We start from the raw sequence: 23,632 nt of genomic DNA, 5'->3' as shown, positions 1-23,632 counted from the left end.
GGCAGAAAAAACCTTCTTCACACCCGCGGGCAAGGCCCAGCTGGCCGATACCCACAACGCCCTGCTGGCCTACGAGGCCATTGCCAAAGACATGGCCGCCACGCTGCGCGCAGAGCCGCTGCCCGAGTTGACCGACTCCACGCGGCAGCTGTTTACCGTCAGTGCGCCCACCGCCAACAAGCTCACCGAGCTGATGACCGCACTGGTGGAACGCAAAAGCGCCAATGCCAAGGCGTTGAGCGAAGAAACCGACGTGATTTACGCCAACATCCGCACCCTGCTCATCGCCCTGACCCTGGGCGGCGTGCTGGCGGGCGTGGCCATCGGGACGCTGATCACGCGCAGCCTGACACGCCAGCTCGGTGGCGAGCCTGCCGATGTGGCTGCCGCCGCCAACGCCATCGCCGCAGGCGATCTGAGCACCACCATCGACGACAGCCGGGCCGACCGCACCAGCGTGGTCCACGCCATGCACGAGATGCAAGCATCGCTGCGCCAGATCGTCAGCACCGTGCGCGCCAGCAGCGACAGCATTGCCACCGGCGCGCAGCAAATTGCCACCGGCAACAGCGACCTGTCCCAGCGCACCGAAACCCAGGCCAGCAACCTGGAGCAAACCGCCGCGTCGATGGAAGAAATATCCAGCACCGTGCAGACCAGCGCCGATACCGCGCGCCAGGCCACGCAGCTGGCCACCAGCGCCAGCGATGCCGCGACCCAGGGCGGCGCCGTGATGGAGCAGGTTGTCACCACCATGGAAGAGATCAACACCGCCTCGCGCAAGATCGCCGACATCATTGGCGTGATCGACGGCATTGCCTTCCAGACCAACATCCTGGCGCTGAATGCCGCCGTGGAAGCCGCCCGCGCAGGCGAACAAGGCCGGGGCTTTGCCGTGGTGGCCAGTGAGGTGCGCAGCCTGGCCGGGCGCAGCGCCGAGGCCGCCAAAGAAATCAAGGTGCTGATTGGCAACAGCGTGGACAAGGTGGACGCGGGCAGCAAACTGGTCGATACCGCAGGCACCACCATGCAGCACATCGTGCAAGAGGTGCAGCGCGTGACGGGCCTGATCCGCGAGATCAGCGCCTCCACCAGCGAGCAGACGGTGGGCATTGGCCAGGTCAGCGAGGCCGTGGCCCAGCTCGATCAGGTCACGCAGCAAAACGCCGCACTGGTCGAGGAATCGGCCGCCGCCGCCGCCAGCCTGAACCAGCAGGCGCAGCAACTGGTGCAGGCCGTGGCCGTGTTCCAGCTGGGCCGCTACGAGGTGCAGAACCGCAGCGCCACGCCCCCGCCCGCAGTGCGCCCCAGCACCCCGGCGGCCCAACCGGCCCTGGCCCGCAGCGCCTCCAGCCCACGCGCGCCCGCAGCGCGCCCGGCACCCGCACTGGCGGGCAAGCCCAAGGCGGCAGCACCCGCAGCGCCCGCACCACGCATCGCCGCCGCGCAAAGCAGCAAAAACGACGACGACTGGGAAAGCTTCTGACCCAGGCTGGGCCCCGCTGACAGCGCCCAGCTCAATCGGCGCTGCCAGCGCGCCCTGCGGCCACCGTGCCGCAGGCGTGGCAAAAGCGCGCAAACGCACTCTTGCGCGTGTGGCAGTGGCCGCAGCGGTCAAACAGGCCAATGCCGCAGTGCGGGCAGAAGTCGATCTGCTCGTTCTTCAAGTCCACCGGGCGCTCGCAGCCCGGGCACACGTTTTTGGCCAGGCGCGCCAGGGCCACGTCGTAGCCCAGCTCCTTGCGCCGCTCCTGGTCGGGCAGCGCCTCGGCTTGTCTTTGCCGCTCCAGGTAGCGGTTCAGGGCCAGGATGGCGTAGCGCCCCACCAGCACCGTCACGGCAATGCCCACCACGTAGCGCACGTAGCCACCGTAGCTGGGCAGGTAGGGCACCAGTTCGACAAAGAAGGCGAACAGCGCAAACCAGATAAAGCCCCAGACAAACGGCCAGTACGTGCTGCGGCGCTGCTTGACAAACAGCCACCCGGCCAGCGCCAGCAGCGGCAAGGTCAGTGCCAGGCGGTACAAAAACACGCGCAGCTCGACCTTGCGGCGCTCGGCGTTCATCCGGGCGTAGCCGCTGCTTTCCAGATCGCTCAGGCGCTGGCGGGTGGCTGCGGCGTTTTGGCGCGCATCCAGCGCGGCTTGTTCTTGCACCTGCACGGCCTGCTGGGTGCGGCGCTCGGTTTGCTTGAGGGCGTCCAGCGCCTGGGTGCGCACCAGCACCTCGGGGTCGTGCTCGGCGCGCTGGGTCACGCTGCGGGCGGCCAGCCAGTTGCTGAAGGTTTCGCGCTCGGCCTGGGTTTCGCTGCGCGCTTTGCTGCGCTGCAACTGGGCCTGCTCCAGCGCGGTCTGGGCGTCTTGTTCGGCGGTGTGCGCCTGCTGGAGTTGCGCGCGCAGGGCCTGGGCAGCGCCCTTGTCCAGAAAATCATCGAGTTGCAGCGTGGCTTCCACCTTGGGCAAATCGCCCACGATGGTGCCGCCCAAGCCAATCAAAAAACTGGCAAACACCAGCGCCACCAGCCACAGGCCGCGGCGGAACCATTTTTCAGACAAGCGCAGGGGTTTGCTCATGGGATGCTCCTTGGAATCACGGATGCGATGGTAGACCGTGCGTGCAAATTACTATTTTTTTAATAGCTGCTAGCGCTTATCCTGCGGGCGCCAGAGGCCATTTTTAGCATTATTTTTCTGGCAGCACCACCGGCGCAGCCGTCCACTGGGTGCGCTGCAACCAGTCCAGCACCGAGTCGGCTGTCACGGTCTCGATCTGGTTGGCAAAGCGCTGGCGCGGCGGGTGGTCGTCAAACGCAATGTGGGCCGATCCCACGCGCGCGCCCAGGCGCTGCAAGGCGCGGATGTGCAGCGTGGTCGGCACATAGCCCTTGAACTGCAACCACGCCTGCGCCTGGTCGCGCGTGCGGATGGTGGCAGGCTCCATGGCGGCGGCCAGCGTCTCGATGGCCCACTGGTTGGATTGCTGGTAGCGCTGGCCCCAGGCGTAGCTGACCATGCTGTAGGGGCGGTGTTGCAGCACGCGGGCGCGCGCGTTGTCGGGCAGCACGGCCAGCAGGTGCTGCTGCACGGCGGGCGTGGGCACGGCCCAGACGGCCTCGTAGCGGTGCAGGTCGTCCATAAAGAACTCGCCCAGCCCCTGGCGATAGACCTGGCCCACGGCCGTGCCGCAGTCGTTGAGCTTGTGGACGATGCGCCACGGGCCTTGTGGCGTTTTGTAGGCCCAGCCCAGGTGCGAGTAGCGCAGGCCGTAGGCGCTCAGGTCTTGCCCGGCGCGGCCCAGCAGCACTACCTGGGTGCCTGCGCGGGCGTGCTCGGCGTCCAGCGCGGCGGCGGTGCGCTGGGCCAGCGCCATGCCGCGCTCGATGGTGCGCAGGGCCGGGGGCTGGGCGCGGTCGCAGGCGCGGCCCGCGTGGGCCGGTGCCGGGGCGGCGATCACCAAGGCGCACAGGGCGCTGGCCAGCAGCGCGGCGCCCCGCACCGGGCGCTGCGTGGGCAAAGGGCGCGGGGCGTGCGAGGCGTGCTGGCGGTACCGGGCGGCTGTGGCGCGTGCGATGGGAATGTGCATGGCTGCGCTCCTCACAGGCGCTCGTTGTGCAGCAGGGCCTGGCCGATGGCGTTGGGCACAAAGGCCAGCACCTCGCCCGCCACCGACAGCAGCACGCCGGTGCCGATCACGCTGCATGCCACCACCGTCCCCACGCCGTGGGCCGATGCCCCAATGCCGCGCCCCAGCACCTCCACGCTGGCCTGGGCGCCATCGGACGCGCGCTCCAGCAGGTACACCGTGCCCACGGCAGACACCTGCACAGCCTGCACCGTCAGTACCGCCCCGGCCACCGACAGCGCTGCGGGCAACACCACCGCCGCCCCCGAGGCCGCAGCCCCCGCCGACGCCGTGCCCACCACCGAGGCCAGCGGCAGCAAAGACAGCGCCGCCGATGCTTCGCTCTGCGCCTGCGCGGGCAGCGGCAGCAGCGCCGCGCTGCACAGGGCGCTAGCGGCCAGCAGCCAGCGTGCCAGGGGGAAAGTCAACCAAGTGCTCATGACAGGCTCCTCAGAAAAAATGGGGTACAGGGGGTAACGGCCAGCGCTAGCAGATGGCACCACCATCACTCCACACTGCCCGCACGGGCCTGGGCGGCTTCGCGGCGGCCTTGCAGGCGCGCTTCGAGCACATCGGCCTCGTGGCGGTCGCGCAGCATCTTGGCCAGGGTGAAGGCGGTGGTCACCAGATACAGCCAGCTCACACCCAGAAACGCCTTGTAGGTGTCGTTGATGTCCATGCCCAGCAGGCCCCAGCCGGTGAGCAGCATGGCGATGGCAAAACCGCCCCACACCACCAGCTTCCACAGGGGCGTATCGGTGGCCTCGCCCCGGCGGGCGCCGTCGTTGTCGCGCACAAACTTCGACAGGCCGAACACCGCGCTGAGGCAGAACACATAGCCCATCACCATGAAAGCCTGCTCCAGCGGCTCGCCGGGCAACCAGGCCAGGCCGACGGCGCACAAAAACACGGCCACGCCAAACGAGGCCCACACCTGCCACTGCCAGGCACGGGTGTCACGCAGGATCAAAGGGGTGGTGTTGCTGTGGGAGGCGTTCATGGTGTTTGCTGCCGGTGGGTTGGAGATGGGCGTATCGTGCCGCGCCACCCTGCCGGGAAGGGCGTTTTTATCGACCAGTGCCCTGTTTTTGTCTTCTTGGTATCTTTTGGCGGTACTTTTTAAGCCGACTGGCTCCGGAACCCCTGCCCGCACGCCTGCACCGAGCTGAAAAAACTCCCAGTCAGTGTCTGCGCACTTCCGGGCTTTTGCTTTGATTTTGATAGCTGCTTGCGCTTACCCAAAAAGGGCTGGAGCGGTTTTTGGGTAAAAACTGGAATTCTTCCTTCAATTTCGCGGCGCTCTGTTGAAACCTATTTGCGCCACTTCATGTGGCGCAATCTTCCGGCCACCACCTTGGAACTGCCCTGTATGCCACGCTCTGCCCGCCATCCGAGTGGAACGTGTTGCGCACGCTGATCGACACCACGCCTGCGGGCATGGGCATCGAAGCCATCGCGGAAGCAGAGGCTGAAAAAACCCCGGCCAGTGCCTGCGCACTGCCGGGGTTTTGCTTTTATTTTGATAGCTGCTTGCGCTTATCCATCAAGGGCCGGCAGCGTATTTTTCTCCGAGTCCCACGACAAAAACTGTGAACTTACAGCAGCTGACTTGAATATCGCCATAGTGCCATAGATGACATTGGGCACTCGATTACACAAAAGTCAATTAGGCGACACCACTGACTTTGGTTAGCTTTAAAAATCATTAGATCAATGCAATCCAATATTATTGATGCGCTGACTAAATTAACAGAAAATCAGCAGCTGGAGAATCTTTATTTAGCACTGAACTAGCAGCACCATCATAAAAAACAAGACATAAATAATCAAATTTAATTTTTAGAAACAGTCATAATCATTTTTCTATCTGGCCTACTGCATGTCACCAAAACAGATCCATCACTGGTTGAAAATCGAACCATCCGCATATCCGCTGTTTCTGTTATATTGACTGGAGCAACGCCCAACTGAGTAGCAGTTCTCTGAATAACCTGCAGACACTCTTCAAATGACATAGATTTACTCGTTGACTGCTGCGCGAACGATGCAAATGACAAAAGAGCAAATGAAAATCCTACATAAATATTTTTCATATATTCAATAAAAATTAAAATCAATCCAAAGTAGTAACTATATCCACCAATACTTGATTTAAGCCGTGTCGCTTATCAGCATCAAACTAGAGAATTTAGCATAACTCACAAAAACCTCATATCAGAATGCTGTAACTGTTCGCCCGCATCGCTCCCTAGCAACATCTTCAGCTTTTCGCCCAGCATCTGGCGCAGAAGTAAGATTCGGGTACGACCCCATCTCCTTGAAATATTCAACACCTCGGGCAACGCATTTATCAACTTCGACGGAATTTCCACACCCAGCTATAAGAATGGCAAGGCAAGAAATAAAAATCATTTTTGGCATAATTTTCTTCTGAGTCATGACGGTTAAATTAAGCGGTAAAAGGAAGCATTGTCCGCTGCAGTGCTGGGCCAACACAAGGTCGAAGCACAGCACTGCAAGAATCATCAGCATAGCTAGAAAAGCAAACCTGTACCAGCGCAAAAAATCAAAGCTGGCAAAGCAACTGTAAAACCTGCGCTAAACGCATCGGTGATGGCAAAAGCCAACTTTGGCGCCCTTGGAATAAGTGCTAATAGTTTACATTTGAAGCAAAATAAAAGCATAGCATTTTGAATTTCTCTTGATGAAAAAGCTAGAAATTTGAGCCTCGCGTAGCTTTCCAGATACTTGCAACCTTCGAGCTTGAAGTCACATAGACAATATCTCGCAAATTACCAACTTCTAGACGAATTGGCATCCGCTTCTCAGTAGCAAAAACAAACCGAAACTCACGCTGATAAGAATAATTCTTAAACTTACGGAACGGCCCCATAAAACCATTATGAGCATTTCGTTCAACATACTCCACCGGCCCCTTTGTCACCACCCAATTTGATGAAGCCGCCGCTCTATTAACTCTTTGGATAAAATCTGAAAGATTGGAAATGAAGACCGCAACGTTACCAAATTCAAGATTCCGTTCATCGAACTCGTCTTTCGGGAGGTCGGTCATCATATAGAAGCAAAGAATATTTAGATTTGAGATTTCATCGCTGCGAGAGATGATCGGATTCTCCACACCACTAATTGGAATCCAATTCCCTATCGAGTCTTTTATCGCCACTTCCAGTATTTGCCTTGCTTCTGTAGCTCCATCGTGCGGATCAGACCGAACGATATCGCTTTGATCGAGTTGCGAAAAATATGCACATGTATTTAGGTACAGGCTTCCGTTAAGAAAATCTTCTAAAAAATTTTCTGGAAGAATTTTGACTAGCGCTACGCTACATGACATAGAAATCTCAAACAATTAACACTGAATTTATTTAATCTTAGTAAAAATTTTCTGAGATTTTTTGAATACAGAAATCACTAATTTGTTGAGAAATAAAGTTACTCAACGCAAACAGTGTAGCAATCTACGCCGTGTTCTTCTCAAGACAACGATAGCGCACCTTCACATGCCCAAATTGAACAAGTCGGGGGCTAATCCGACGAATTTATCGATGCACTGCACGACTGACACAGCACAGCCACCCAGCTTGCAATTTCCCCAGCAAAAAACCCCGGCCAGTGCCTACGCACTACCGGGGTTTTGCTTCTGTATTGATAGCTTCTTGCGCTTGACTGGCAAGGGCTAGAGCGTGTTATGAACTTCCGTGCAAGTCTTTGATTTTATTGAAGAATTCCACGATTCCCACTTTTGCAAAAACGTGCGTAAGTGCTTATCACAAAAGAGAATTTTTCGAAGTTCATAACACGCTCTAGAGCATTTTTTTGCTAAAAATTGGAATCCACCTCCAATTTCCCGGCGCTCCGTTTTGTGGCGCACAAACCGACTTGCGTGCCACATCAAGTGGCGCAAAGCACTTTATGCGCCACTTAATGTGGCGCAATCCTCCGGCCACCACCTTGGAACTGCCCTGTATGCCACGCTCTGCCCGCCATCCGAGTGGATCGTGCTGCACACGCTGATCGACACCACGCCTGCGGGCATGGGCATCGAAGCCATCGCGGAAGCAGAGGCATAAAAAACCCCGGCCAGTGCCTGCGCACTGCCGGGGTCTTGCTTTGATTTTGATAGCTGCTTGCGCTTATCCAGCAAGCGCTGGAGCCCGATTTGGCTCCATATTCACCAGCTTCAGGCCAGCAGGGCGTTCACGCGCTTGACGTAGGCGGCGGGGTCATCGGGCAGGCCGCCTTCGGCCAGCAGGGCCTGGTCGAACAGGATGTGCGCCAGGTCGTGGAAGTGCACGCTGCCGTCGAGCTTTTTCACCAGCGCGTGCTCGGGGTTCACTTCCAGCACGGGCTTGGATTCAGGCGCCTTCTGGCCGGCCTGCTTGAGCATGCGCGCCAGTTGCGTGCTCATGCCGTCGTCCTGCACCACCAAACAAGCGGGTGAATCGACCAGGCGCGAGGTGACGCGCACGTCTTCGGCCTTGTCTTTCAGGGCTTCTTTGAGCTTGGCCAGCACGGGCTTGAAGGCTTCGGCGGCTTCTTCTGCGGCTTTTTTCTCGGCCTCGTCTTGCAGCTTGCCCAAGTCCACCGCGCCCTTGGCCACCGATTGCAGCGGCGTGCCGTCAAAGTCTTGCAGGTAGTTCAGCGCCCACTCGTCCACGCGGTCGGTCATCAAGAGCACTTCGATGCCCTTTTTCTTGAACACTTCGAGCTGCGGGCTGTTTTTGGCAGCGGCCAGGTTGTCGGCGGTGATGTAGTAGATGGCGTCCTGGCCTTCTTTCATGCGCGCTTTGTAGTCGGCAAAGCCCACGCTCACGGTGTCGCTGGTGGTGCTGGCAAAGCGCAGCAGCTTGGCCAGGCGCTCGCGGTTGCCAAAGTCTTCGCCCAGGCCCTCTTTGAGCACGGCGCCAAACTCGGCGTAGAACTTGCTGTATTTGCCTTCTTTGGCCTTGTCGTCGGCATCGACCACGTCGGTCACGCCATCGGTGCCTTCAGCGGGCGCGTCGTGGCGGTCGTGCTTGGCCAGGTCTTCCAGCATGCTGAGCACGCGCTTGGTGGAGCCTTCGCGGATGGCGCGCACGTCGCGGCTTTCTTGCAGCAGTTCGCGGCTGACGTTCAGCGGCAGATCGGCCGAGTCGATCACGCCCTTGACAAAGCGCAGGTAGCTGGGCAGCAGCGCTTCGGCGTCGTCCATGATGAAGACGCGCTTGACGTAGAGCTTGACGCCCGCTTTTTTGTCGCGGTTCCACAGGTCAAACGGCGCCTTGGCCGGGATGTAGAGCAGCTGCGTGTATTCGGTGTTGCCCTCGACGCGGTTGTGCGCCCAGGTCAGCGGCGCTTCAAAGTCGTGGCTGATGGCTTTGTAGAAGTCGGCGTACTGCTCGTCGGTGACTTCTTTCTTGGGGCGCGTCCACAGGGCGCTGGCCTTGTTGACGGTTTCCCATTCGCCGGTCTTGACCATGGCGCCGGGCTCGCCTTCTTTCTCGCTTTCTTTCCACTCTTCCTTTTCCATCAGGATGGGCAGGCTGATGTGGTCGGAGTATTTGGCTATGACCTGCTTGAGCTTCCAGGCGTTGAGGTATTCCTCGGCATCACCCCGCAGGTGCAGGATGACGCTGGTGCCGCGCGCAGAGCGGTCGATGGTTTCGACCTCAAAGTCGCCGCTGCCGCCGCTGACCCAGCGCACGCCTTCGCTCACGGGCAGGCCAGCACGGCGCGATTCGACGGTGATCTTGTCGGCCACGATGAAGCCCGAGTAAAAGCCGACGCCAAACTGGCCGATGAGCTGGGCATCTTGCTTCTGGTCGCCCGAGAGCTTGCCCATGAAGTCTTTGGTGCCGCTCTTGGCGATGGTGCCCAGGTGGTCGATGGCCTCTTGCGCGCTCATGCCGATGCCGTTGTCGGTGATGGTGAGCGTTTTGGCGTCTTTGTCGAAGGTGACGCGCACTTCCAGGTTGGGCGCGTTCTCGAACAGGGCGGCGTTGTTCAGCGCCTCAAAGCGCAGTTTGTCGCAGGCGTCCGAGGCGTTGGAGACCAGTTCGCGGACGAAGATTTCGGGGTTGGAGTACAGCGAGTGCGTGACAAGGTGCAGCAGTTGCGCCACTTCGGCCTGGAAGGAGAGGGTTTGTTTGCTCATGGTGTAGGTCGGTGTCTCACGGTTGGAACGGGGTACATGGCCAGGCGCTCAGAACATGCTCCGGGGCGCAGCCAGCGCAGCCGATGTGGGGCCATGCGGGCGTGTTTCAAGGGCGCGCAGCCCGCAGCGCCCGGGGCTTTCAGATGCCGGGCGTGGCCAGCCACTGCACCAGCTGGCGCGCCACCCGCGCATCGCTGAGCAGCGCCAGGTGCCCCAGGCCGTGCAGCACGCGCTGGTGGTCTGGGGCAAATGCCAGGGTACGGGCGGGGTCGTCGTGCAGGCCCAGGGCGCTGCGCAGGGGCACCAGGCCATCGCCCACCAGGCGCTCGGCCAGGGGGCTGCGCTGGCGCGCCAGGGTGGCGGCGATGGCATAGCAGGCCACGCCCTCGGGCAGCGGCAGGGGCTGGCGCAGGTCAGCGCCCGACTGGAAGCGGCTGCGCCCTTGCCAGTCGGCATCCAGCACATGGCCGTGGCGCAGGTCGGTGATGCCCGCGCTGCGCAGTTGGCCCAGCCGCACCAGCGGGCGGCTGTAGGGCGTGCTGCCCAGCAGCAGTTGCAGCCAGTGGCCCGCGCGCTCCAGCGGTGCGCCGTGGTGCGGCGTGCCCAAAAAAACGATGGGGCCCAGCTGCTGCGGCCAGTGCTGGCCCGCCTGGCGGCCCTGGTGGCAGGCGCTGCGCACCACCAGCCCACCCATGCTGTGCGCCAGCACCGCGCAAGTCTGCACCGGCACGGGCCAGTCGGCCAGCAAGGTGTCGATCAGGCCCGCCAGCGCGCGCCCGTTGACCGAGGTGTGCAGGCCGCTGTTGTAGCGCACGTATACCGGCGTGTAGCCCAGCGCCCGGGCCAGGTGCTGGCCGTGGTCGTGGCCTGCGCGCTGCCATTGCAGGTCGTTCATGCACAGGCCGTGAACCAGCAGCAAAACCTTGCCCGTGGCGCCACCACGGGCGTGCAGGGCGGCCACATCCAGCGGCTGGCCGTGCTGGTACAGCCCCATGGGGGTGGCCAGCGGGTTGGCGTCCTGGGCCAGGCGGTCGCCCATGACGCCGTTGAGGGCGGCGAGCACCGCCTGGCGCTGCGGGGCGGCTTTGGCCGCTGCATCTTGCGGGCTGGGCAACCAGGGCTCCAGGCGCAAGAGTGCGCCCTGTAAGGCAGCATCGACCAGGCCGGTGGCACCGTAGATGCCCCGGTACACCAGCCCCGTCAGGCCGCGCGTGCGGCCCGGCTCAGTGCCGCCGGGCACGCCCAGGGTGCCCAGCACCGACTGGTGGATGCCCTCGACGATGTGGGTCACGCCCTGCGTGGCCTGGGTGGCCAGGCGGGCGGCGCCGCGCAGGTCGGCCATGCGCCACTGGCGCAGCACGCCGCCAGGAGGCGGCGGCGGGCCAGCGGCGGGAGGGGGCTTGGGGGCAGTCATGCGTGGAGCCCCATTGCGTGGGGCCAGCGCGCAATGCTCAGCCGTCGGCGCGAATGCGCTGCACCAGCGCTTGCAAAACGGTTTCGGCCTGCTCGTTGGCGATCTGGCAGGTGCCCGCCGCGTTGTGGCCGCCACCGCCGTATTCGAGCATCAGATTGCCCACGTGGGTTTGGCTGCTGCGGTCAAGAATGGACTTGCCGGTGGCAAACACGGTGTTCTGCTTTTGCACACCCCACATCACATGGATGGAGATGTTGGCCGTGGGGAACAGCGCGTAAATCATGAAGCGGTTGACCGCCCAGATGGTTTCTTCAGCGCGCAAGTCCAGCACCACCAGGTTGCCGTGCTGGGTGGCGCAGCGCAGGATTTGCTCTTTGGCGCGGGCGGCGTGGTCAAAGTAGAGCGTGACGCGCTCTTGCACATCGGGCAGGGCCAGGATTTGCGCGATGGTGTGGTCGCGGCAGTATTTGATGAGGTCCATCATCAGCTGGTAGTTGCTGATGCGGAATTCGCGAAAACGCCCCAGGCCGGTGCGCGAGTCCATCAGGTAGTTCAGCAGCACCCAGCCTTGGGGGTCGAGGATGTCTTCGCGCGAATACTGGGCCGAGTCGGCCTGATCGACGGCGGCCATCATCTCGTCGGTGACGCGCGGAAAACGCGCCTTGCCACCGTAGTGGTTGTACACCACGCGCGCCGCCGAGGGGGCATGCGCCTCGATGATGTGGTTGGCACGCTCGCCGGTGTTGCGCACGGTTTCGGACTCGTGGTGGTCAAACACCAGGTGCGCGCCGGGCACGTAAGGCAGGTTGGTGGTGATGTCGCGCTCGGTGATGGCGATCTTGCCGTCCTGCATGTCTTTGGGGTGGACGAACAGGATGTCGTCGATCAGCTCCAGCTCATGGAGCAGCACGGCGCACACCAGGCCATCAAAGTCGCTGCGGGTCACCAGTCGGTAGGGGGGTTGGCTCACGGGGTTCTCCTGAAAGGCAGGGTTGGTGTCATGAAAAAACAAAAATGTGCGCGCGCTCAGAACCGCTCGCCGGGCGCCAGATAGCGCCACTGGCCCACGGGCAGGTTGCCCAGCGTGATGCGGCCCATACGGATGCGCTTGAGGCCCACCACTTTGAGGCCCACTTGCTCACACATGCGGCGGATCTGGCGTTTTTTGCCCTCGGTGAGCACAAAGCGCAGCTGCTCGGGGTTTTGCCATTCGACGCGGGCGGGCTTGAGCGGCTGGCCGTCCAGGCTCAGGCCGTGGCGCAGGCGATCGAGCAGCGCGGGCGGAAACACCGCCTGCACGTTGGTGCTGACCGGGTCGTGCTCGTGGATTTCTTGCAGCGGCGCGCTGCGTGCATCGGGGTGGCTGATGGGAGCCTGGCCGGGGCCGTGGTAAACCACGCGCACCAGGTATTCTTTTTCCAGCTCAGAGTCTTCACCGATGAGCTGGCGCGCCACGCGGCCATCCTGCGTCAGCACCAACAGGCCCACCGAGTCGATGTCCAACCGCCCGGCGGGCGCCAGGCCGCGCAGGTGCGGCGGCGTAAAGCGCAGGCCGCTGGCGTCACCCTGCCAGTGGGTGCGCGGGTTGATGAGCATCACCGCCGGGGTGTGGCCGTCTTCGGCCTGGCCCGAGACGTAGCCGATGGGCTTGTTCAGCAGGATGGTGACTTGGCTGTCTTGCTGGCGCTGGGCCGCGCGCTCGACGGTGACGCGGTCTTGCGGCGTGACTTTGACGCCCATCTCGGCCACTTCGCCGTTCACATAGACCCAGCCGCGCGCAATCCAGTCGTCGGCCTCACGGCGCGAGCACAGGCCCAGTTCGGCCAGGCGCTTGTTCAGGCGCATGCTGCCATCGGGATTGGGCGCTGGTGCCGGGCGCGGGCCGGGGGCCGGGCGCGCGGCACTGGTGCGGGGTGCGGCGGGGTCGGCGGCACGGGACGGTGTGGGGGCAGCGCCACGGGGCGCGCGGTAGGCCGGTGGCACCGGGGCGCCACCACGCGGGGCGCTGCCTGCGGGGCGCGGGGCACTGGCGTTGCCACGGGGCGCAGTGCCTGCCGGGCGGGCGGGCGGCGCATCAGCCGACCAGACGCGGTTGGCGGGCGCGGGCGGGCGGTGGCCGTCCTCGCGCGGTGCGGAAGCGGCGCCCCGGGGCGCAGAGCGCGGGGGGCGGGCACCGGCAGGCGCTGGCGCACTGGGCGCGGACGAGAGCACCGGGCGGCGCAGCACGGGCCGCGCAGACTGGCCCCCGGGCGCTGGCGCGGCGGCGGTCAGCGGGGCATCAGGGCCCCGGGGAGGGCGGGCGGCAGAGGACATAAATTTCAAATTTGATAGCTGGTCGCGCCCACCAAGCAAGGGCTGGGCACGGATTTGGCATAAATAAACCGGGCGGATGGGCCGGGCATGGGCATCGCCTCAGGTCTGCTGTGCGTGCCAGGCCAGAAAGGCATCCACCGGCAAGGGGCGGGCGATATGGTAGCCCTGCGCTTCATCACAGGCCAGCGCACGCAACCGCTCCAGGATGGCGGCGTTCTCCACCCCCTCGGCCACCACCGTGAGCCCGAGATTGTGCGCGAGGTCGATGGTGGAGCGCACGATGGTGGCATCGTTCTCATCGGTCTGCATGCCCATGACAAAAGACTTGTCGATTTTCAGCTCATCGACCGGCAGGCGCTTGAGGTAGCCCAGCGAGGAGTAGCCGGTGCCGAAGTCGTCGATCGAGAGCTTGAAGCCCTGCTGCGACAGGCGGTTGAGCATGGCCTCGGCGCGCTGGGGGTCGTCCATGATGGCGCTTTCAGTGATCTCCAGGCAAAAAGCGCTGGCCTGCACGCCGTGGCGCACCAGCATGGCACCCAGGCGCACGCTGAGGGCGGGGTCGAGCAGGTCGCGGGTGGACAGGTTGACCGAGATGCGCAGCCCCATGCCCCGCGTGCGCTCGTCGGCCAGCAAGCGGGCAGCGGCATCGAACATCCACAGCGTGAGCTGGCGCACAAAGCCGGTCTGCTCGGCAAACGGGATGAACTCGGCAGGCGGCACCAGGCCGCGCTGCGGGTGCTGCCAGCGCACCAGGGCTTCGGCGGCCAGGCCGTGGCCGCCTTGCAAGGCCACTTTGGGTTGCAGGTACAGGCGCAGCTCGTTTTGCTCGACGGCGCGGCGCAGCTCGGTCAGCAGCGACAGGGTTTGCGCGCTGGCCGAGTCCAGTGCCGCGTCGTAGAGCTGGGGGCCATCGAGGCGGCGCTTGGCGGCGTACATGGCCACCTCGGAGTGGCTCAGCAGCGTATCGACATCGGTGGCATCTGTGGGCCAGCAGGCAATGCCCATGCCCGCGCTCAAGTCCACGGTTTGCTCGCCAAAGGCCAGGGGCTCTTCAAAGGCGTGGGCGATGCGCCGCGCCACTTCCAGCGCGGCAGACGCGTCGGTGCGCCGCAGCAGCAGGGCGAATTCGTTGCCGCCCAGGCGCGCCACCATGTCGCCGTGGGCCATGACCTGCTGGCGCAGGCGGTCGGCCACGGCTTGCAGCAACTGATCGCCAAAGGCGTAGCCCAGCACGTCGTTGACGTGTTTGAAGCGGTCGAGGTCGAGCGTAATCACCGCCAGCGGCATGGCCTGCGTGGTGTAGGCGGCGTGGGCCTCGATGGCCTGCAACACGGTGTCGCGAAAGCGCTCGCGGTTGGGCAGGCCGGTGAGGCGATCCCAGTACGCCAGGTGGCGGATTTCGGCTTGCTGCTCGGCAATGCCGATGCGCATGTGATCAAACGAGCGGGCCAGGTAGCCGACCTCGTCGTTGCGGTCGGTGTGCTCGACGGGCACGTCGTACTCGCCGCGCGAGAGGCGCTGGGTGCCCAGCACCAGCGAGCGCAGCGGCGTGGTGACGCGCCGCGCCATCAGGCCGCTGCCCAGCGCGGCCAGCAGCAGACCCACCACGGTGATGATGGCCAGCAGCACCTGCAACTGGCGGTACGGGGCGACGACCTCATCGACCGAGCGCAGCAGCAGCGCCTGCGCCTGGCCATCGGCCAGGGCGCTGGCACGCGCCAGCAAGGTGCCTTGGACACTGGCCAGCTCGGTAACGGGGCCGGTCTGTGCGCGCAGCATCTGCAACGCACCTTCGGGCAGGGTGCTGACGGGCACAGCCCAGGCGCCATCGGCAGCGCGCACGCGCAGCGCCACCTGCACCGACAGCAGCTGGTGCATTTCATCGGCCAGCGCCTGGTGTACCGGAAAGCCCATCAGCACCCAGCCCACCAGCACGGGCGCCTTCAAAGGCACCAGCACGAATTGGTAGGGTAAGCCGTCCACCACCGCGATGTGGCTGCCTTGCTGCGTGCCCGAGAGCACGGGCAGCATCTGGGCCAGCGCGTCTTGCAGGTCGCCCATGCCCTGGGCGCGGCTGACCGAGCGCAGTTGCAAGCCCGTGTCCAGCAGCGCAGTGACGGAAGCGCCCAGGCGCAGGCCGTGGTTTTGCAGGGCCGATTCGATGGTGTCCAGATCGTCCGAATGCACCGCCGAGCGAAAGCCGTAGTCTGCCGCCAGCAGCGTGGCACCCTGGCGCAGACGATCGGCGTTTTGCGCCAGCAGGTGGCGCCAGACGTTTTCATCGGTGTCCAGCGCGCGGGCAATCTGGCTGCGTGCATTGCGCTCGATGGCGGCGCGCACTACGCCAAATCCGGCCACCTGCACCAACAGCAGCAACAGCAAAGACATGCCCACCAGCCGCACCACCAGGCTGCGCTGCCAACCTACGTGCAGCGCGCTCAAGGTGCCAGCTCCGCCAGCCGCACCAGGGCGGTGGCACCGGAGGCAGATACCTCCAGGGCCTGCTCGGGTACTGGCGCCCCTGCGGGCAACCGGGCGTGCCAGGTGCGCAGCCGGTAGCGGCCTGCGGGCACGGCGCTCAGGGCCGCCTGGCCGCTGGCACTGGTCTGGGCGTAGTAGGGGGTGTCGAGCACCAGCACCCAACCCACCATCTGGTCATGGATGTTGCAGCCCAGCACCACCACGCCGCTTTGCTCAAAGCGCACCGGCTGGGCGGGCGTGCCGGCGTAGAGCTTGAGTTCGAACTTCTTTGCGGGCGAGAACGAATAGACATGGTGGCGCACCGTGTCGTGGTTGGGAAAGCGCACCTCGCTGCCCACCGGCACGATCAGCACCTGGGGCACAAATTGTTTGTGGTTTTGCGCCATCTCCAGGCCCGCCACGGGGCGCACCTGGCGGCGCGCCTGTTCAGACTCCAGAAACACCACCGCATCGGCCACGCTGCGGCCACTGGCGTCCTGTACCTGCACCTGTACGTCAGCGGCCTGTGCGCTCGCAGCCAGCCAAGCCCCGGCGCACCACAGCAGGACTGCACCCCCGTGGGCGCCCATGTCCGCGCACCTCATGGCGCAATGGCGATGCCCAGCAGCGCTGCGCCATCGCCCACGGTGCCCAGCGCCGTCGCGCGGCCACTGGCCAGGTCAATCTGGTAGAGCCGGGTGGACGCATGACCCCCGGTGCGCAGCGCCACCAGCGCGGTATTGGACACATCCGAAATATCGAACGCCGCATCGGCCAGCGGCCCCAGCCCCAGGGCACCCACGGTGCGCAAGGCGCCGGTGTTGGGCGATACCACGGGCACGGCGCCCTCCAGCGAGCCTTGCATGACCAACGTGCCCTGGCGGCGGTCGATGGCGTAGTTGGTGGTGAGCTGCTCGTTGCGGATGTTGTAGGTGTAGGCGGCGGCCACGATGTCGGGCCGCTGGCCTGCGTGGGCGTCGTCCGCAGCGTAGTGCAGGGCGCCATCGGGCTGCACGCCGCTCTGGGCGGCATCGCCATCGACCTGCGCGCCCGTATCGGGGTGCAGACGCAGGTTCAGGCCGCCGGGGCCCACCACCCGGATGCGATCGACGGTGGGGTTGAAGTCCATGCCAAAAGCGCCCTGCGGCAACGCCAGCGAGGCACCTGCGCCCACGGGCTGCAAGGCACCGCTGCGGGCGTCCAGCGTGTACAGGCGCCCCGCCTGCGACAGCGCATACAGCACGCCCCGCGCCACGCGGTAGTCGATGCCCACCAGCGCATCGCCCGCAGGCAGGCCGGTGATGGGCGTGCGCTGCAAGATGTGTGCGGGCTGGCCCGCGTTGAACGTGAGCAGCTCCATGGATGCCGTGACGGCCAGCACCACCTCGGTGCGCACTGGCGCCGGGGGAGTGGTCAGGCTGGCACAGCCCGCCAGCAGTGCAGGCAGCACCGCCAGGAAAAACCGGTGACGCACCGGCACAAACATCCACGTCATGGAAAAACTCCTTGCAGCAAGTGCGTTGGTTATACCTGATGCACGGCCTCTGCCAGGGCAGGAAGGGGCATCGAAATTGCTACCAATTGAATAGCTGCTTGCGCCCATCCACATTGGCCTGGAGGCCATTTTTAATGAAATATGCTGGAGCGCAGCGCATCGGGGTTCAGCACGCGCAGACCGCCATATTCCACCCGGATCACACCCTGCGATTGCAGCGTGGCCAGCGCCTCATTGACCCGCTGGCGCGACAGGCCCACCAGGTAGGCCATCTCTTGCTGGGTGATGCGCAGCACCTCGCCCACACTGGGGTAGAGCACCGGGTTGAACAACGCCGCCAGGCTGCGCGCAACACGCACGTCGGGGTTGTTCAGGCGGTCGATCTCGCGCGCGGCGATGAACTGGCCCAGCCGCTCATTGAGCTGGTTCATCACAAAGCGGTTGAAGCCAATCGAGTGGTCCAGCAGCCAGTGAAAGGTGTCTATGGGCAGGCCCGCCACCACGCTTTTGCGCAGCGCCTGGATGTTGTAGCGATAGGGCTCGCGCTTGAGGGCCGTGCCCTCGCCAAACCAGCCGCCCGGCGGCACGCCGGTGAAGGTCATGGAGGCGCCGTCGGCACTGTCGGCGCTCATCTTGAGCAGCCCTTCCACCACACCAAACCAGTACGTCACCGGCTTGCCCACGCGGCACACATAGTCGCCCGCGCTGGCATCTCCCACCAGCAGCGAGGCCACGGCCCGCTCACGCTCGGCAGGCCGCAACGCAGCCAGCCAGGGGATGCCATCGATTTCTTCAGCGCGTGGCAAACGGCGGCGCTGGTGCAGCGAAAGTTCATGCATGGTTCAACGGGTGCGCGAGACAAAAACAGGCCGTCGGCAGCGCCACGGCTACGGGATTTCCACGAGCCAGATTGTCAGCTGCAAGACAAACTCTGACTGCACACTGGCCCATGATGGCCGCCTGCGCTGCCTTGCGGCCCCCTCCTCTCTTCAGGATTCAGGAACCCGACCACCATGCACCACCTTGTTGACGCACCTTGTGCCCCGGCCTGCGCCGCTGGCCCTGCCACCCCCGCCTCGCCTGCACGCCGGCGCCTGCTGGGCACTGCGCTGGCACTGCCCTGGGTGGGCATGCACAGTGCCCGGGCGCAGGAGACGCCCCTGAAAATCTGCCAGACCACCGCACTGAGCGGCCCACTGGGCGACCTGGGTACGGCCCTGCAACAAGGCGCCAAGGCGGCGCTGGCGGTCATCAATGCACGCGGCGGCATCCATGGCCGCCCTATCGAGCTGCACAGCCTGGACGACGCCTACGAGGTGCCGCGCGCCCTGTCCAACCTGGAGCAGCTGCTGGCCGACCCCGACTGCTTTGCCTTGTTCAACTGCTTTGGCACCCCCATGGTCGAGGCCATGCTGCCCAAGCTGAACAACGGCAACATGCCGTTTTTTGCGCCCTACACCGGCGGCCAGGTCTCGCGCGTGGCTGGGGCGCGGCACATCTTCAACATCCGCGCCAGCTACGCCGAAGAGGCCGACAAATTGGTGCAGCACCTGGCCACCATTGGCATCAAGCGCATCGGCATTGCCTACCAGAACAACACCTTTGGCCGCGAAGTGTTCACCGGCGCGCAGCAGGCCATGGTGCGTGCGCGCCTGCCCGATGCCGTCTCGGCCACGGTCGAGAGCGATGCCTCGGACGCCAAGACAGCGGCCCACAAACTCGCCGACAGCGGCCCCGAAGCGGTGCTGGTCGGGCTGGCAGGCAAGCCTGCACTGGAATTTGTCAAACACTTTCGCGCAGCGCGCCGGGGAGTGAGCCTGTATGCCGTTTCGGTGCTGGGCACCAGCGCCAACATCAAGGCGCTGGGGCAGGACGCCACCGGCATGGCCATCTCGCAGGTGGTGCCCGTGCCCACCAACGCCGCCACCGCCGTGGCACGCGACTTCCTCAAGGCCTGGCGGGCGCTGGACGCCAACGCCGAACCATCGCACATCGCGCTGGAGGGCTACATCAACGCCCGGGTGTTTGCCGAGGCCTTGCAGCGCGCAGGCAAGAACCCCACGCGCGCCGCTTTCATCGACGCCACCTGGAGCCTGAAAAAGCTGGACCTGGGGGGGTTCGAGATCAACGCCACCACCCCCGAGCGCAATGCATCGCGCTTTGTGGAGCTGACCGTGGTGGGGCGCGATGGCCGCCTGATCCGCTGAGAAACTGCGCGCACACAAGGGTTTTACCCGACCCGGGGAAACCCGCAAATTGTCGCCACAAAGACAAATTGACGTCAAAGTACGGCCTACCATGCAAGGGAAACTGCAGGCCCATGGCCCGCCACCGCAAGCCCTACGGGCCTGCCTCCCTGAACTTTTGAGGACCCGGAATGAAGACCACGTTCCCGCAACTGCTGCTCAAGCATGCTGCCGAGCGCCCCGACGCCGCGGCGCTGCGCGAAAAAGAATATGGCATCTGGCAGCCCCACTCCTGGACTGCCCTGACTGCTTTGGTAGAAAAGGTCGCTGCCGGCCTGCACCAGGCGGGCCTGCGCCGTGGTGAACACATGGTGGTGATCGGTGCCAACCGCCCCCGCCTGTACGCCACCATGCTGGCAGCGCAGTCGCTGGGCGCCATTCCAGTGCCGCTGTACCAGGATGCCGTGGCCGCCGAATGCGTGTTCCCCCTGAACAACGCTGAAGTGCGCTTTGCCGTGGTCGAAGACCAGGAGCAGGTAGACAAGCTGCTCGAAATCCGCGACCGCTGCCCCGGCATTTCCCACATTTACTACGACGACCCGCGCGGACTGCGCAAATACAGCGAAGAAGGCCTGGCGTCTTACGACACCCTGATCGAATCGGGCAGCGAATTCGCCCGCAAAAACCCACAATGGTTCCGCGCTGAAGTGGCCAAGGTGCAGCCCGACGATGTGGCCGCCATGTTCTTCACCTCGGGCACCACCGGCAACCCCAAGGGCGTGGTGCACACGCACGGCAGTTTGCTCGACCGCGCTACGGCGGGCGCCGAGTTCGACAAGCTCACCAGCAGCGAAGAAGTGCTGGCCTACCTGCCACCGGCCTGGATTGGCCAGAACATCTTCAGCTACGCACAGTGGCTGGCCTGCGGCTACGTGGTCAACTGCCCCGAATCGGCCAGCACCGTGACCATCGACCTGAAAGAAGTCGGCCCCACCTACTACTTCGCACCCCCGCGCATCTTCGAAGGCCTGCTGACCAGCGTGATGATCCGCATGGAAGACGCAGGCAGCCTCAAGCGCAAGATGTTCGAGGCTTGCATGAACGTGGCCAAGCGCGTGGGCCCGGCGCTGATGGACGGCGAAAACGTGGGCGCACTCGACAAGCTCAAGTACGCGCTGGGCGACTTCCTGGTGTACGGGCCGCTGCGCAACAACCTGGGCTTTTCGCGGGTGCGGGTGGCCTACACGGCGGGCGAAGCCATCGGCCCTGACCTGTTCACTTTTTACCGCTCCATCGGCATCAACCTCAAGCAGCTCTACGGCTCCACCGAAACGGCCGTGTTCGTCTGCCTGCAACCCGACAACCAGGCCCGCGCCGACACCGTGGGCGTGCCCATCCGGGGCGTGCAGATCAAGCTGGCCGACAACGGCGAAATCCTGGTCAAGTCCGCTGGCCTGCTCAAGGAGTACTACAAGAACCCCGCCGCCACCGCCGAGGTGCTGACACCCGATGGCTGGTACCACACCAGCGACGCCGGTTTCCTGGACGCCAACGGCCACCTCAAGATCATCGACCGCGTGAAAGACGTGGGCCGCATCAAGGGCGGCCCCAACGACGGTGCCATGTTTGCCCCCAAGTACGTCGAGAACAAGCTCAAGTTCTTCCCGCACATCAAGGAAGTGGTGGCGCTGGGCGATGGCCGCGAGCGCGTGTGCGTGATGATCAACATCGACTTCGATGCCGTGGGCAACTGGGCTGAGCGGCGCAACCTTCCCTACGCGGGCTACACCGATCTGGCGCAAAAACCCGAGGTGTACGAATTCATCCGCGAGTGTGTGGAAAAGGTCAACGCCGATCTGGCCAACGACACCTTGCTGGCGGGTAGCCAGGTCAGCCGCTTCCTGATCCTGCACAAGGAGCTGGACGCCGATGACGGCGAACTCACCCGCACCAACAAAGTGCGCCGGGGCTTCATTGCCGACAAGTACGGCGTGCTGGTCGATGCGCTGTACGCAGACCGCACCGAGCAGTACATCGAAACCCAGGTCAAGTTCGAAGATGGTCGCACGGGCAGCGTCAGTGCCACGCTCAAGCTCTCGGACGCCAAAACATTCACCCCGGTGAAAGCCGCTGCCTAAAGACACACCCATGAGCACCAAGAAGATTGGCGACGTCATCCTCGACGTCAAGAACATCAGCCTGCGCTTTGGTGGCGTGAAGGCGCTGACCGACATCTCTTTCAACGTGAAAGAGCACGAGATCCGCTCCATCATTGGCCCCAACGGCGCTGGCAAGAGCTCCATGCTCAACTGCATCAACGGCGTGTACACACCCTCGGAAGGCTCCATCACCTTCCGGGGCCAGACCTTTGCCCACATGAACTCGCGCCAGGTGGCCGAGATGGGCATTGGCCGCACGTTCCAGAACCTGGCGCTGTTCAAGGGCATGAGCGTGATCGACAACATCATGACCGGGCGCAACCTGAAGATCAAAAGCAACCTGCTGATGCAGGCGCTGCGCATCGGCCCGGCCCAGCGCGAAGAAGAAAAGCACCGCGAGTTTGTCGAGCACATCATCGACTTCCTGGAAATCCAGGCCTTCCGCAAAACGCCGGTGGGCCAGCTGCCCTACGGCCTGCAAAAGCGCGTCGACCTGGGCCGCGCCCTGGCCATGGAGCCGCAAGTGCTGCTGCTGGACGAGCCCATGGCCGGCATGAACGTCGAGGAAAAGCAAGACATGTGCCGCTTCATCCTGGACGTGAACGACGAGTTCGGCACCACCATCGTGCTGATCGAGCACGACATGGGCGTGGTGATGGACATCTCTGACCGCGTGGTGGTGCTGGACTACGGCAAAAAAATCGGCGACGGCGCCCCCGAAGAAGTCCGTGACAACGAAGACGTGATCCGCGCCTACCTGGGCACGAGCCACTGAGCCGGGAGAACAAAAAATGGCATTTTTTCTTGAAACCCTGATTGGCGGCCTGATGGCCGGCATGCTGTATTCGCTGGTGGCGCTCGGCTTTGTGCTGATCTACAAAGCCTCTGGCGTGTTCAACTTCGCGCAAGGCGCCATGGTGCTGTTCGCAGCGCTGGCCATGGCCCGTTTTGCCGAATGGATCCCCAAGTGGACGGGCATCGACAGCATGCTGCTGGCCAACCTGCTGGCCTTTGTGATTGCAGGCATCTTCATGTTTGCAGTGGCATGGGTGATTGAGCGCCTGGTACTGCGCCACCTGGTCAACCAGGAAGGCGCCACGCTGCTGATGGCCACGCTGGGCATCACCTACTTCCTGGAAGGCTTGGGCCAGACCATCTTTGGCAGCGATATCTACAAAATTGATATCGGCATGCCCAAAGACCCGATTTTCATGCTCGACTCGGTGTTTCCGGGGGGCGTGCTGGTCAACAAGGAAGACGTGTATGCCGCTGCCATCGCCGCTGCGCTGGTGGTGCTGCTGAGTGTGTTCTTCCAGAAGACCACCACGGGCCGCGCCCTGCGCGCTGTGGCCGATGACCACCAGGCGGCGCAATCTATCGGCATTCCGCTCAACCGCATCTGGGTCATCGTCTGGTGCGTGGCCGGTGTCGTGGCCCTGGTGGCCGGGATGATCTGGGGCAGCAAGCTGGGTGTGCAGTTCTCGCTCACCACCGTGGCGCTGCGCGCCCTGCCAGTGGTGATTCTGGGCGGCCTCACTTCGGTGCCCGGCGCCATCATCGGCGGCCTGATCATCGGCGTGGGCGAGAAGCTCTCCGAGGTGTACCTGGGCCCTTACGTGGGCGGCGGTATCGAGATCTGGTTTGCCTACGTGCTGGCACTGACCTTCCTGCTGTTCCGTCCGCAAGGGCTGTTCGGTGAAAAAATCATTGATCGGGTGTGAAACACACGATCCGCCCGAAGGGTGCTTCGCGCAGCGAAGAATGATTTTTCGGCGAAGGGCACGCAGTGCCCGTAGCCAAAAGATCATGCCCCTGATGGCTAACAAGGAG

General features: G+C 63.7%; 21 protein-coding genes. 7 read left to right on the top strand and 14 right to left on the bottom strand.

The window, feature by feature from the left end:
- The coding region (locus tag PHX69_RS02525) for a methyl-accepting chemotaxis protein (RefSeq protein ID WP_288042244.1) at positions 1-1,486 on the top strand (1,486 nt) is incomplete at its 5' end.
- 31 nt (positions 1,487-1,517) lie between these two features.
- On the opposite strand, the gene PHX69_RS02520 is transcribed toward PHX69_RS02525, so the two are convergent.
- From PHX69_RS02520 to PHX69_RS02505, 4 genes are all read right to left on the bottom strand, one after another.
- A complete protein-coding gene (locus tag PHX69_RS02520; protein ID WP_288042243.1) occupies positions 1,518-2,573 on the bottom strand; it encodes a zinc ribbon domain-containing protein in 1,056 nt (351 codons plus the stop codon).
- Between the two features lie 109 nt (positions 2,574-2,682).
- Positions 2,683-3,582 (bottom strand): DUF2145 domain-containing protein, encoded by a 900-nt coding sequence (locus tag PHX69_RS02515; protein WP_288042242.1) that lies wholly within the window; start codon positions 3,580-3,582, stop codon positions 2,683-2,685.
- Between the two features lie 11 nt (positions 3,583-3,593).
- Positions 3,594-4,061, bottom strand: coding sequence for a hypothetical protein (locus tag PHX69_RS02510; RefSeq protein WP_288042241.1), 468 nt, complete (start codon positions 4,059-4,061; stop codon positions 3,594-3,596).
- 65 nt (positions 4,062-4,126) lie between these two features.
- Positions 4,127-4,621, bottom strand: coding sequence for a YiaA/YiaB family inner membrane protein (locus PHX69_RS02505; protein WP_288042240.1), 495 nt, complete (start codon positions 4,619-4,621; stop codon positions 4,127-4,129).
- 401 nt (positions 4,622-5,022) lie between these two features.
- On the opposite strand from PHX69_RS02505, the gene PHX69_RS02500 reads away from it, so the two are divergent.
- Positions 5,023-5,214, top strand: coding sequence for a hypothetical protein (locus tag PHX69_RS02500; RefSeq protein WP_288042239.1), 192 nt, complete (start codon positions 5,023-5,025; stop codon positions 5,212-5,214).
- A gap of 621 nt (positions 5,215-5,835) precedes the next feature.
- Here PHX69_RS02500 and PHX69_RS02495 read toward each other — a convergent pair.
- Both PHX69_RS02495 and PHX69_RS02490 read right to left on the bottom strand, forming a co-directional pair.
- Entirely contained in the window at positions 5,836-6,153 is a 318-nt protein-coding gene (locus PHX69_RS02495) for a hypothetical protein (protein WP_288042238.1), read from the bottom strand.
- 181 nt (positions 6,154-6,334) lie between these two features.
- A complete protein-coding gene (locus PHX69_RS02490; protein ID WP_288042237.1) occupies positions 6,335-6,991 on the bottom strand; it encodes a hypothetical protein in 657 nt (218 codons plus the stop codon).
- A gap of 577 nt (positions 6,992-7,568) precedes the next feature.
- Between PHX69_RS02490 and PHX69_RS02485 the strand changes: the two genes are divergently transcribed.
- Entirely contained in the window at positions 7,569-7,712 is a 144-nt protein-coding gene (locus PHX69_RS02485; protein WP_288042236.1) for a hypothetical protein, read from the top strand.
- A 110-nt stretch (positions 7,713-7,822) separates the two neighbouring features.
- On the opposite strand, the gene htpG is transcribed toward PHX69_RS02485, so the two are convergent.
- The 8 genes from htpG to PHX69_RS02445 all read right to left on the bottom strand — a co-directional run bounded on the left by htpG (position 7,823) and on the right by PHX69_RS02445 (position 18,296).
- Entirely contained in the window at positions 7,823-9,775 is a 1,953-nt protein-coding gene (gene htpG, locus PHX69_RS02480; protein WP_288042235.1) for a molecular chaperone HtpG, read from the bottom strand.
- Between the two features lie 139 nt (positions 9,776-9,914).
- Positions 9,915-11,189: an esterase/lipase family protein gene (locus PHX69_RS02475; RefSeq protein WP_288042234.1), complete on the bottom strand. Its 1,275-nt coding sequence runs from the start codon at positions 11,187-11,189 to the stop codon at positions 9,915-9,917.
- 37 nt (positions 11,190-11,226) lie between these two features.
- Positions 11,227-12,159 (bottom strand): exopolyphosphatase, encoded by a 933-nt coding sequence (locus tag PHX69_RS02470; RefSeq protein ID WP_119013420.1) that lies wholly within the window; start codon positions 12,157-12,159, stop codon positions 11,227-11,229.
- Between the two features lie 56 nt (positions 12,160-12,215).
- Positions 12,216-13,034, bottom strand: a complete 819-nt coding sequence (locus PHX69_RS02465; RefSeq protein ID WP_288042246.1) for a pseudouridine synthase — start codon at positions 13,032-13,034, stop codon at positions 12,216-12,218.
- 567 nt (positions 13,035-13,601) lie between these two features.
- Entirely contained in the window at positions 13,602-15,890 is a 2,289-nt protein-coding gene (locus tag PHX69_RS02460) for a putative bifunctional diguanylate cyclase/phosphodiesterase (RefSeq protein WP_288042245.1), read from the bottom strand.
- Positions 15,891-15,940: 50 nt separating this feature from the next.
- Entirely contained in the window at positions 15,941-16,552 is a 612-nt protein-coding gene (locus tag PHX69_RS02455) for a methylamine utilization protein (RefSeq protein ID WP_288042233.1), read from the bottom strand.
- Positions 16,553-16,563: 11 nt separating this feature from the next.
- A complete protein-coding gene (locus PHX69_RS02450) occupies positions 16,564-17,457 on the bottom strand; it encodes a DUF4394 domain-containing protein (RefSeq protein ID WP_288042232.1) in 894 nt (297 codons plus the stop codon).
- 131 nt (positions 17,458-17,588) lie between these two features.
- Positions 17,589-18,296 (bottom strand): Crp/Fnr family transcriptional regulator, encoded by a 708-nt coding sequence (locus tag PHX69_RS02445; protein ID WP_288042231.1) that lies wholly within the window; start codon positions 18,294-18,296, stop codon positions 17,589-17,591.
- Positions 18,297-18,470: 174 nt separating this feature from the next.
- On the opposite strand from PHX69_RS02445, the gene PHX69_RS02440 reads away from it, so the two are divergent.
- The 4 genes from PHX69_RS02440 to PHX69_RS02425 all read left to right on the top strand — a co-directional run bounded on the left by PHX69_RS02440 (position 18,471) and on the right by PHX69_RS02425 (position 23,523).
- Complete coding sequence (locus PHX69_RS02440; RefSeq protein ID WP_119013377.1) at positions 18,471-19,664, top strand: ABC transporter substrate-binding protein; 1,194 nt, start codon at positions 18,471-18,473, stop codon at positions 19,662-19,664.
- Positions 19,665-19,834: 170 nt separating this feature from the next.
- The gene (locus PHX69_RS02435; RefSeq protein WP_288042230.1) at positions 19,835-21,781 is read left to right on the top strand and encodes an AMP-dependent synthetase/ligase; all 1,947 of its coding nucleotides are present in this window, start codon (positions 19,835-19,837) and stop codon (positions 21,779-21,781) included.
- A gap of 10 nt (positions 21,782-21,791) precedes the next feature.
- Positions 21,792-22,577, top strand: coding sequence for an ABC transporter ATP-binding protein (locus tag PHX69_RS02430; RefSeq protein WP_288042229.1), 786 nt, complete (start codon positions 21,792-21,794; stop codon positions 22,575-22,577).
- A gap of 16 nt (positions 22,578-22,593) precedes the next feature.
- Entirely contained in the window at positions 22,594-23,523 is a 930-nt protein-coding gene (locus PHX69_RS02425) for a branched-chain amino acid ABC transporter permease (protein ID WP_119013380.1), read from the top strand.
- The last annotated feature ends 109 nt before the right edge of the window (positions 23,524-23,632 follow it).

Origin of the sequence: Simplicispira sp. (assembly GCF_028687295.1) — a bacterium.
GTDB lineage: Bacteria > Pseudomonadota > Gammaproteobacteria > Burkholderiales > Burkholderiaceae_C > Simplicispira > Simplicispira metamorpha.
The sequence above is the reverse complement of the archived record's forward strand: the minus strand, read 5'-3'. Positions and strand labels throughout refer to the sequence as shown.

What these genes read in the sequence shown, in the direction of transcription:
- PHX69_RS02520 (WP_288042243.1), bottom strand. Translation starts at nt 2,573, where the DNA reads ATGAGCAAACCCCTGCGCTTGTCTGAAAAATGGTTCCGCCGCGGCCTG.
- PHX69_RS02515 (WP_288042242.1), bottom strand. Translation starts at nt 3,582, where the DNA reads ATGCACATTCCCATCGCACGCGCCACAGCCGCCCGGTACCGCCAGCAC.
- PHX69_RS02510 (WP_288042241.1), bottom strand. Translation starts at nt 4,061, where the DNA reads ATGAGCACTTGGTTGACTTTCCCCCTGGCACGCTGGCTGCTGGCCGCT.
- PHX69_RS02505 (WP_288042240.1), bottom strand. Translation starts at nt 4,621, where the DNA reads ATGAACGCCTCCCACAGCAACACCACCCCTTTGATCCTGCGTGACACC.
- PHX69_RS02495 (WP_288042238.1), bottom strand. Translation starts at nt 6,153, where the DNA reads ATGCTGATGATTCTTGCAGTGCTGTGCTTCGACCTTGTGTTGGCCCAG.
- htpG (WP_288042235.1), bottom strand. Translation starts at nt 9,775, where the DNA reads ATGAGCAAACAAACCCTCTCCTTCCAGGCCGAAGTGGCGCAACTGCTG.
- PHX69_RS02475 (WP_288042234.1), bottom strand. Translation starts at nt 11,189, where the DNA reads ATGACTGCCCCCAAGCCCCCTCCCGCCGCTGGCCCGCCGCCGCCTCCT.
- PHX69_RS02465 (WP_288042246.1), bottom strand. Translation starts at nt 13,034, where the DNA reads ATGCGCCTGAACAAGCGCCTGGCCGAACTGGGCCTGTGCTCGCGCCGT.
- PHX69_RS02460 (WP_288042245.1), bottom strand. Translation starts at nt 15,890, where the DNA reads ATGTCTTTGCTGTTGCTGCTGTTGGTGCAGGTGGCCGGATTTGGCGTA.
- PHX69_RS02455 (WP_288042233.1), bottom strand. Translation starts at nt 16,552, where the DNA reads ATGGGCGCCCACGGGGGTGCAGTCCTGCTGTGGTGCGCCGGGGCTTGG.
- PHX69_RS02450 (WP_288042232.1), bottom strand. Translation starts at nt 17,457, where the DNA reads ATGACGTGGATGTTTGTGCCGGTGCGTCACCGGTTTTTCCTGGCGGTG.
- PHX69_RS02445 (WP_288042231.1), bottom strand. Translation starts at nt 18,296, where the DNA reads ATGCATGAACTTTCGCTGCACCAGCGCCGCCGTTTGCCACGCGCTGAA.
- PHX69_RS02440 (WP_119013377.1), top strand. Translation starts at nt 18,471, where the DNA reads ATGCACCACCTTGTTGACGCACCTTGTGCCCCGGCCTGCGCCGCTGGC.
- PHX69_RS02435 (WP_288042230.1), top strand. Translation starts at nt 19,835, where the DNA reads ATGAAGACCACGTTCCCGCAACTGCTGCTCAAGCATGCTGCCGAGCGC.
- PHX69_RS02430 (WP_288042229.1), top strand. Translation starts at nt 21,792, where the DNA reads ATGAGCACCAAGAAGATTGGCGACGTCATCCTCGACGTCAAGAACATC.
- PHX69_RS02425 (WP_119013380.1), top strand. Translation starts at nt 22,594, where the DNA reads ATGGCATTTTTTCTTGAAACCCTGATTGGCGGCCTGATGGCCGGCATG.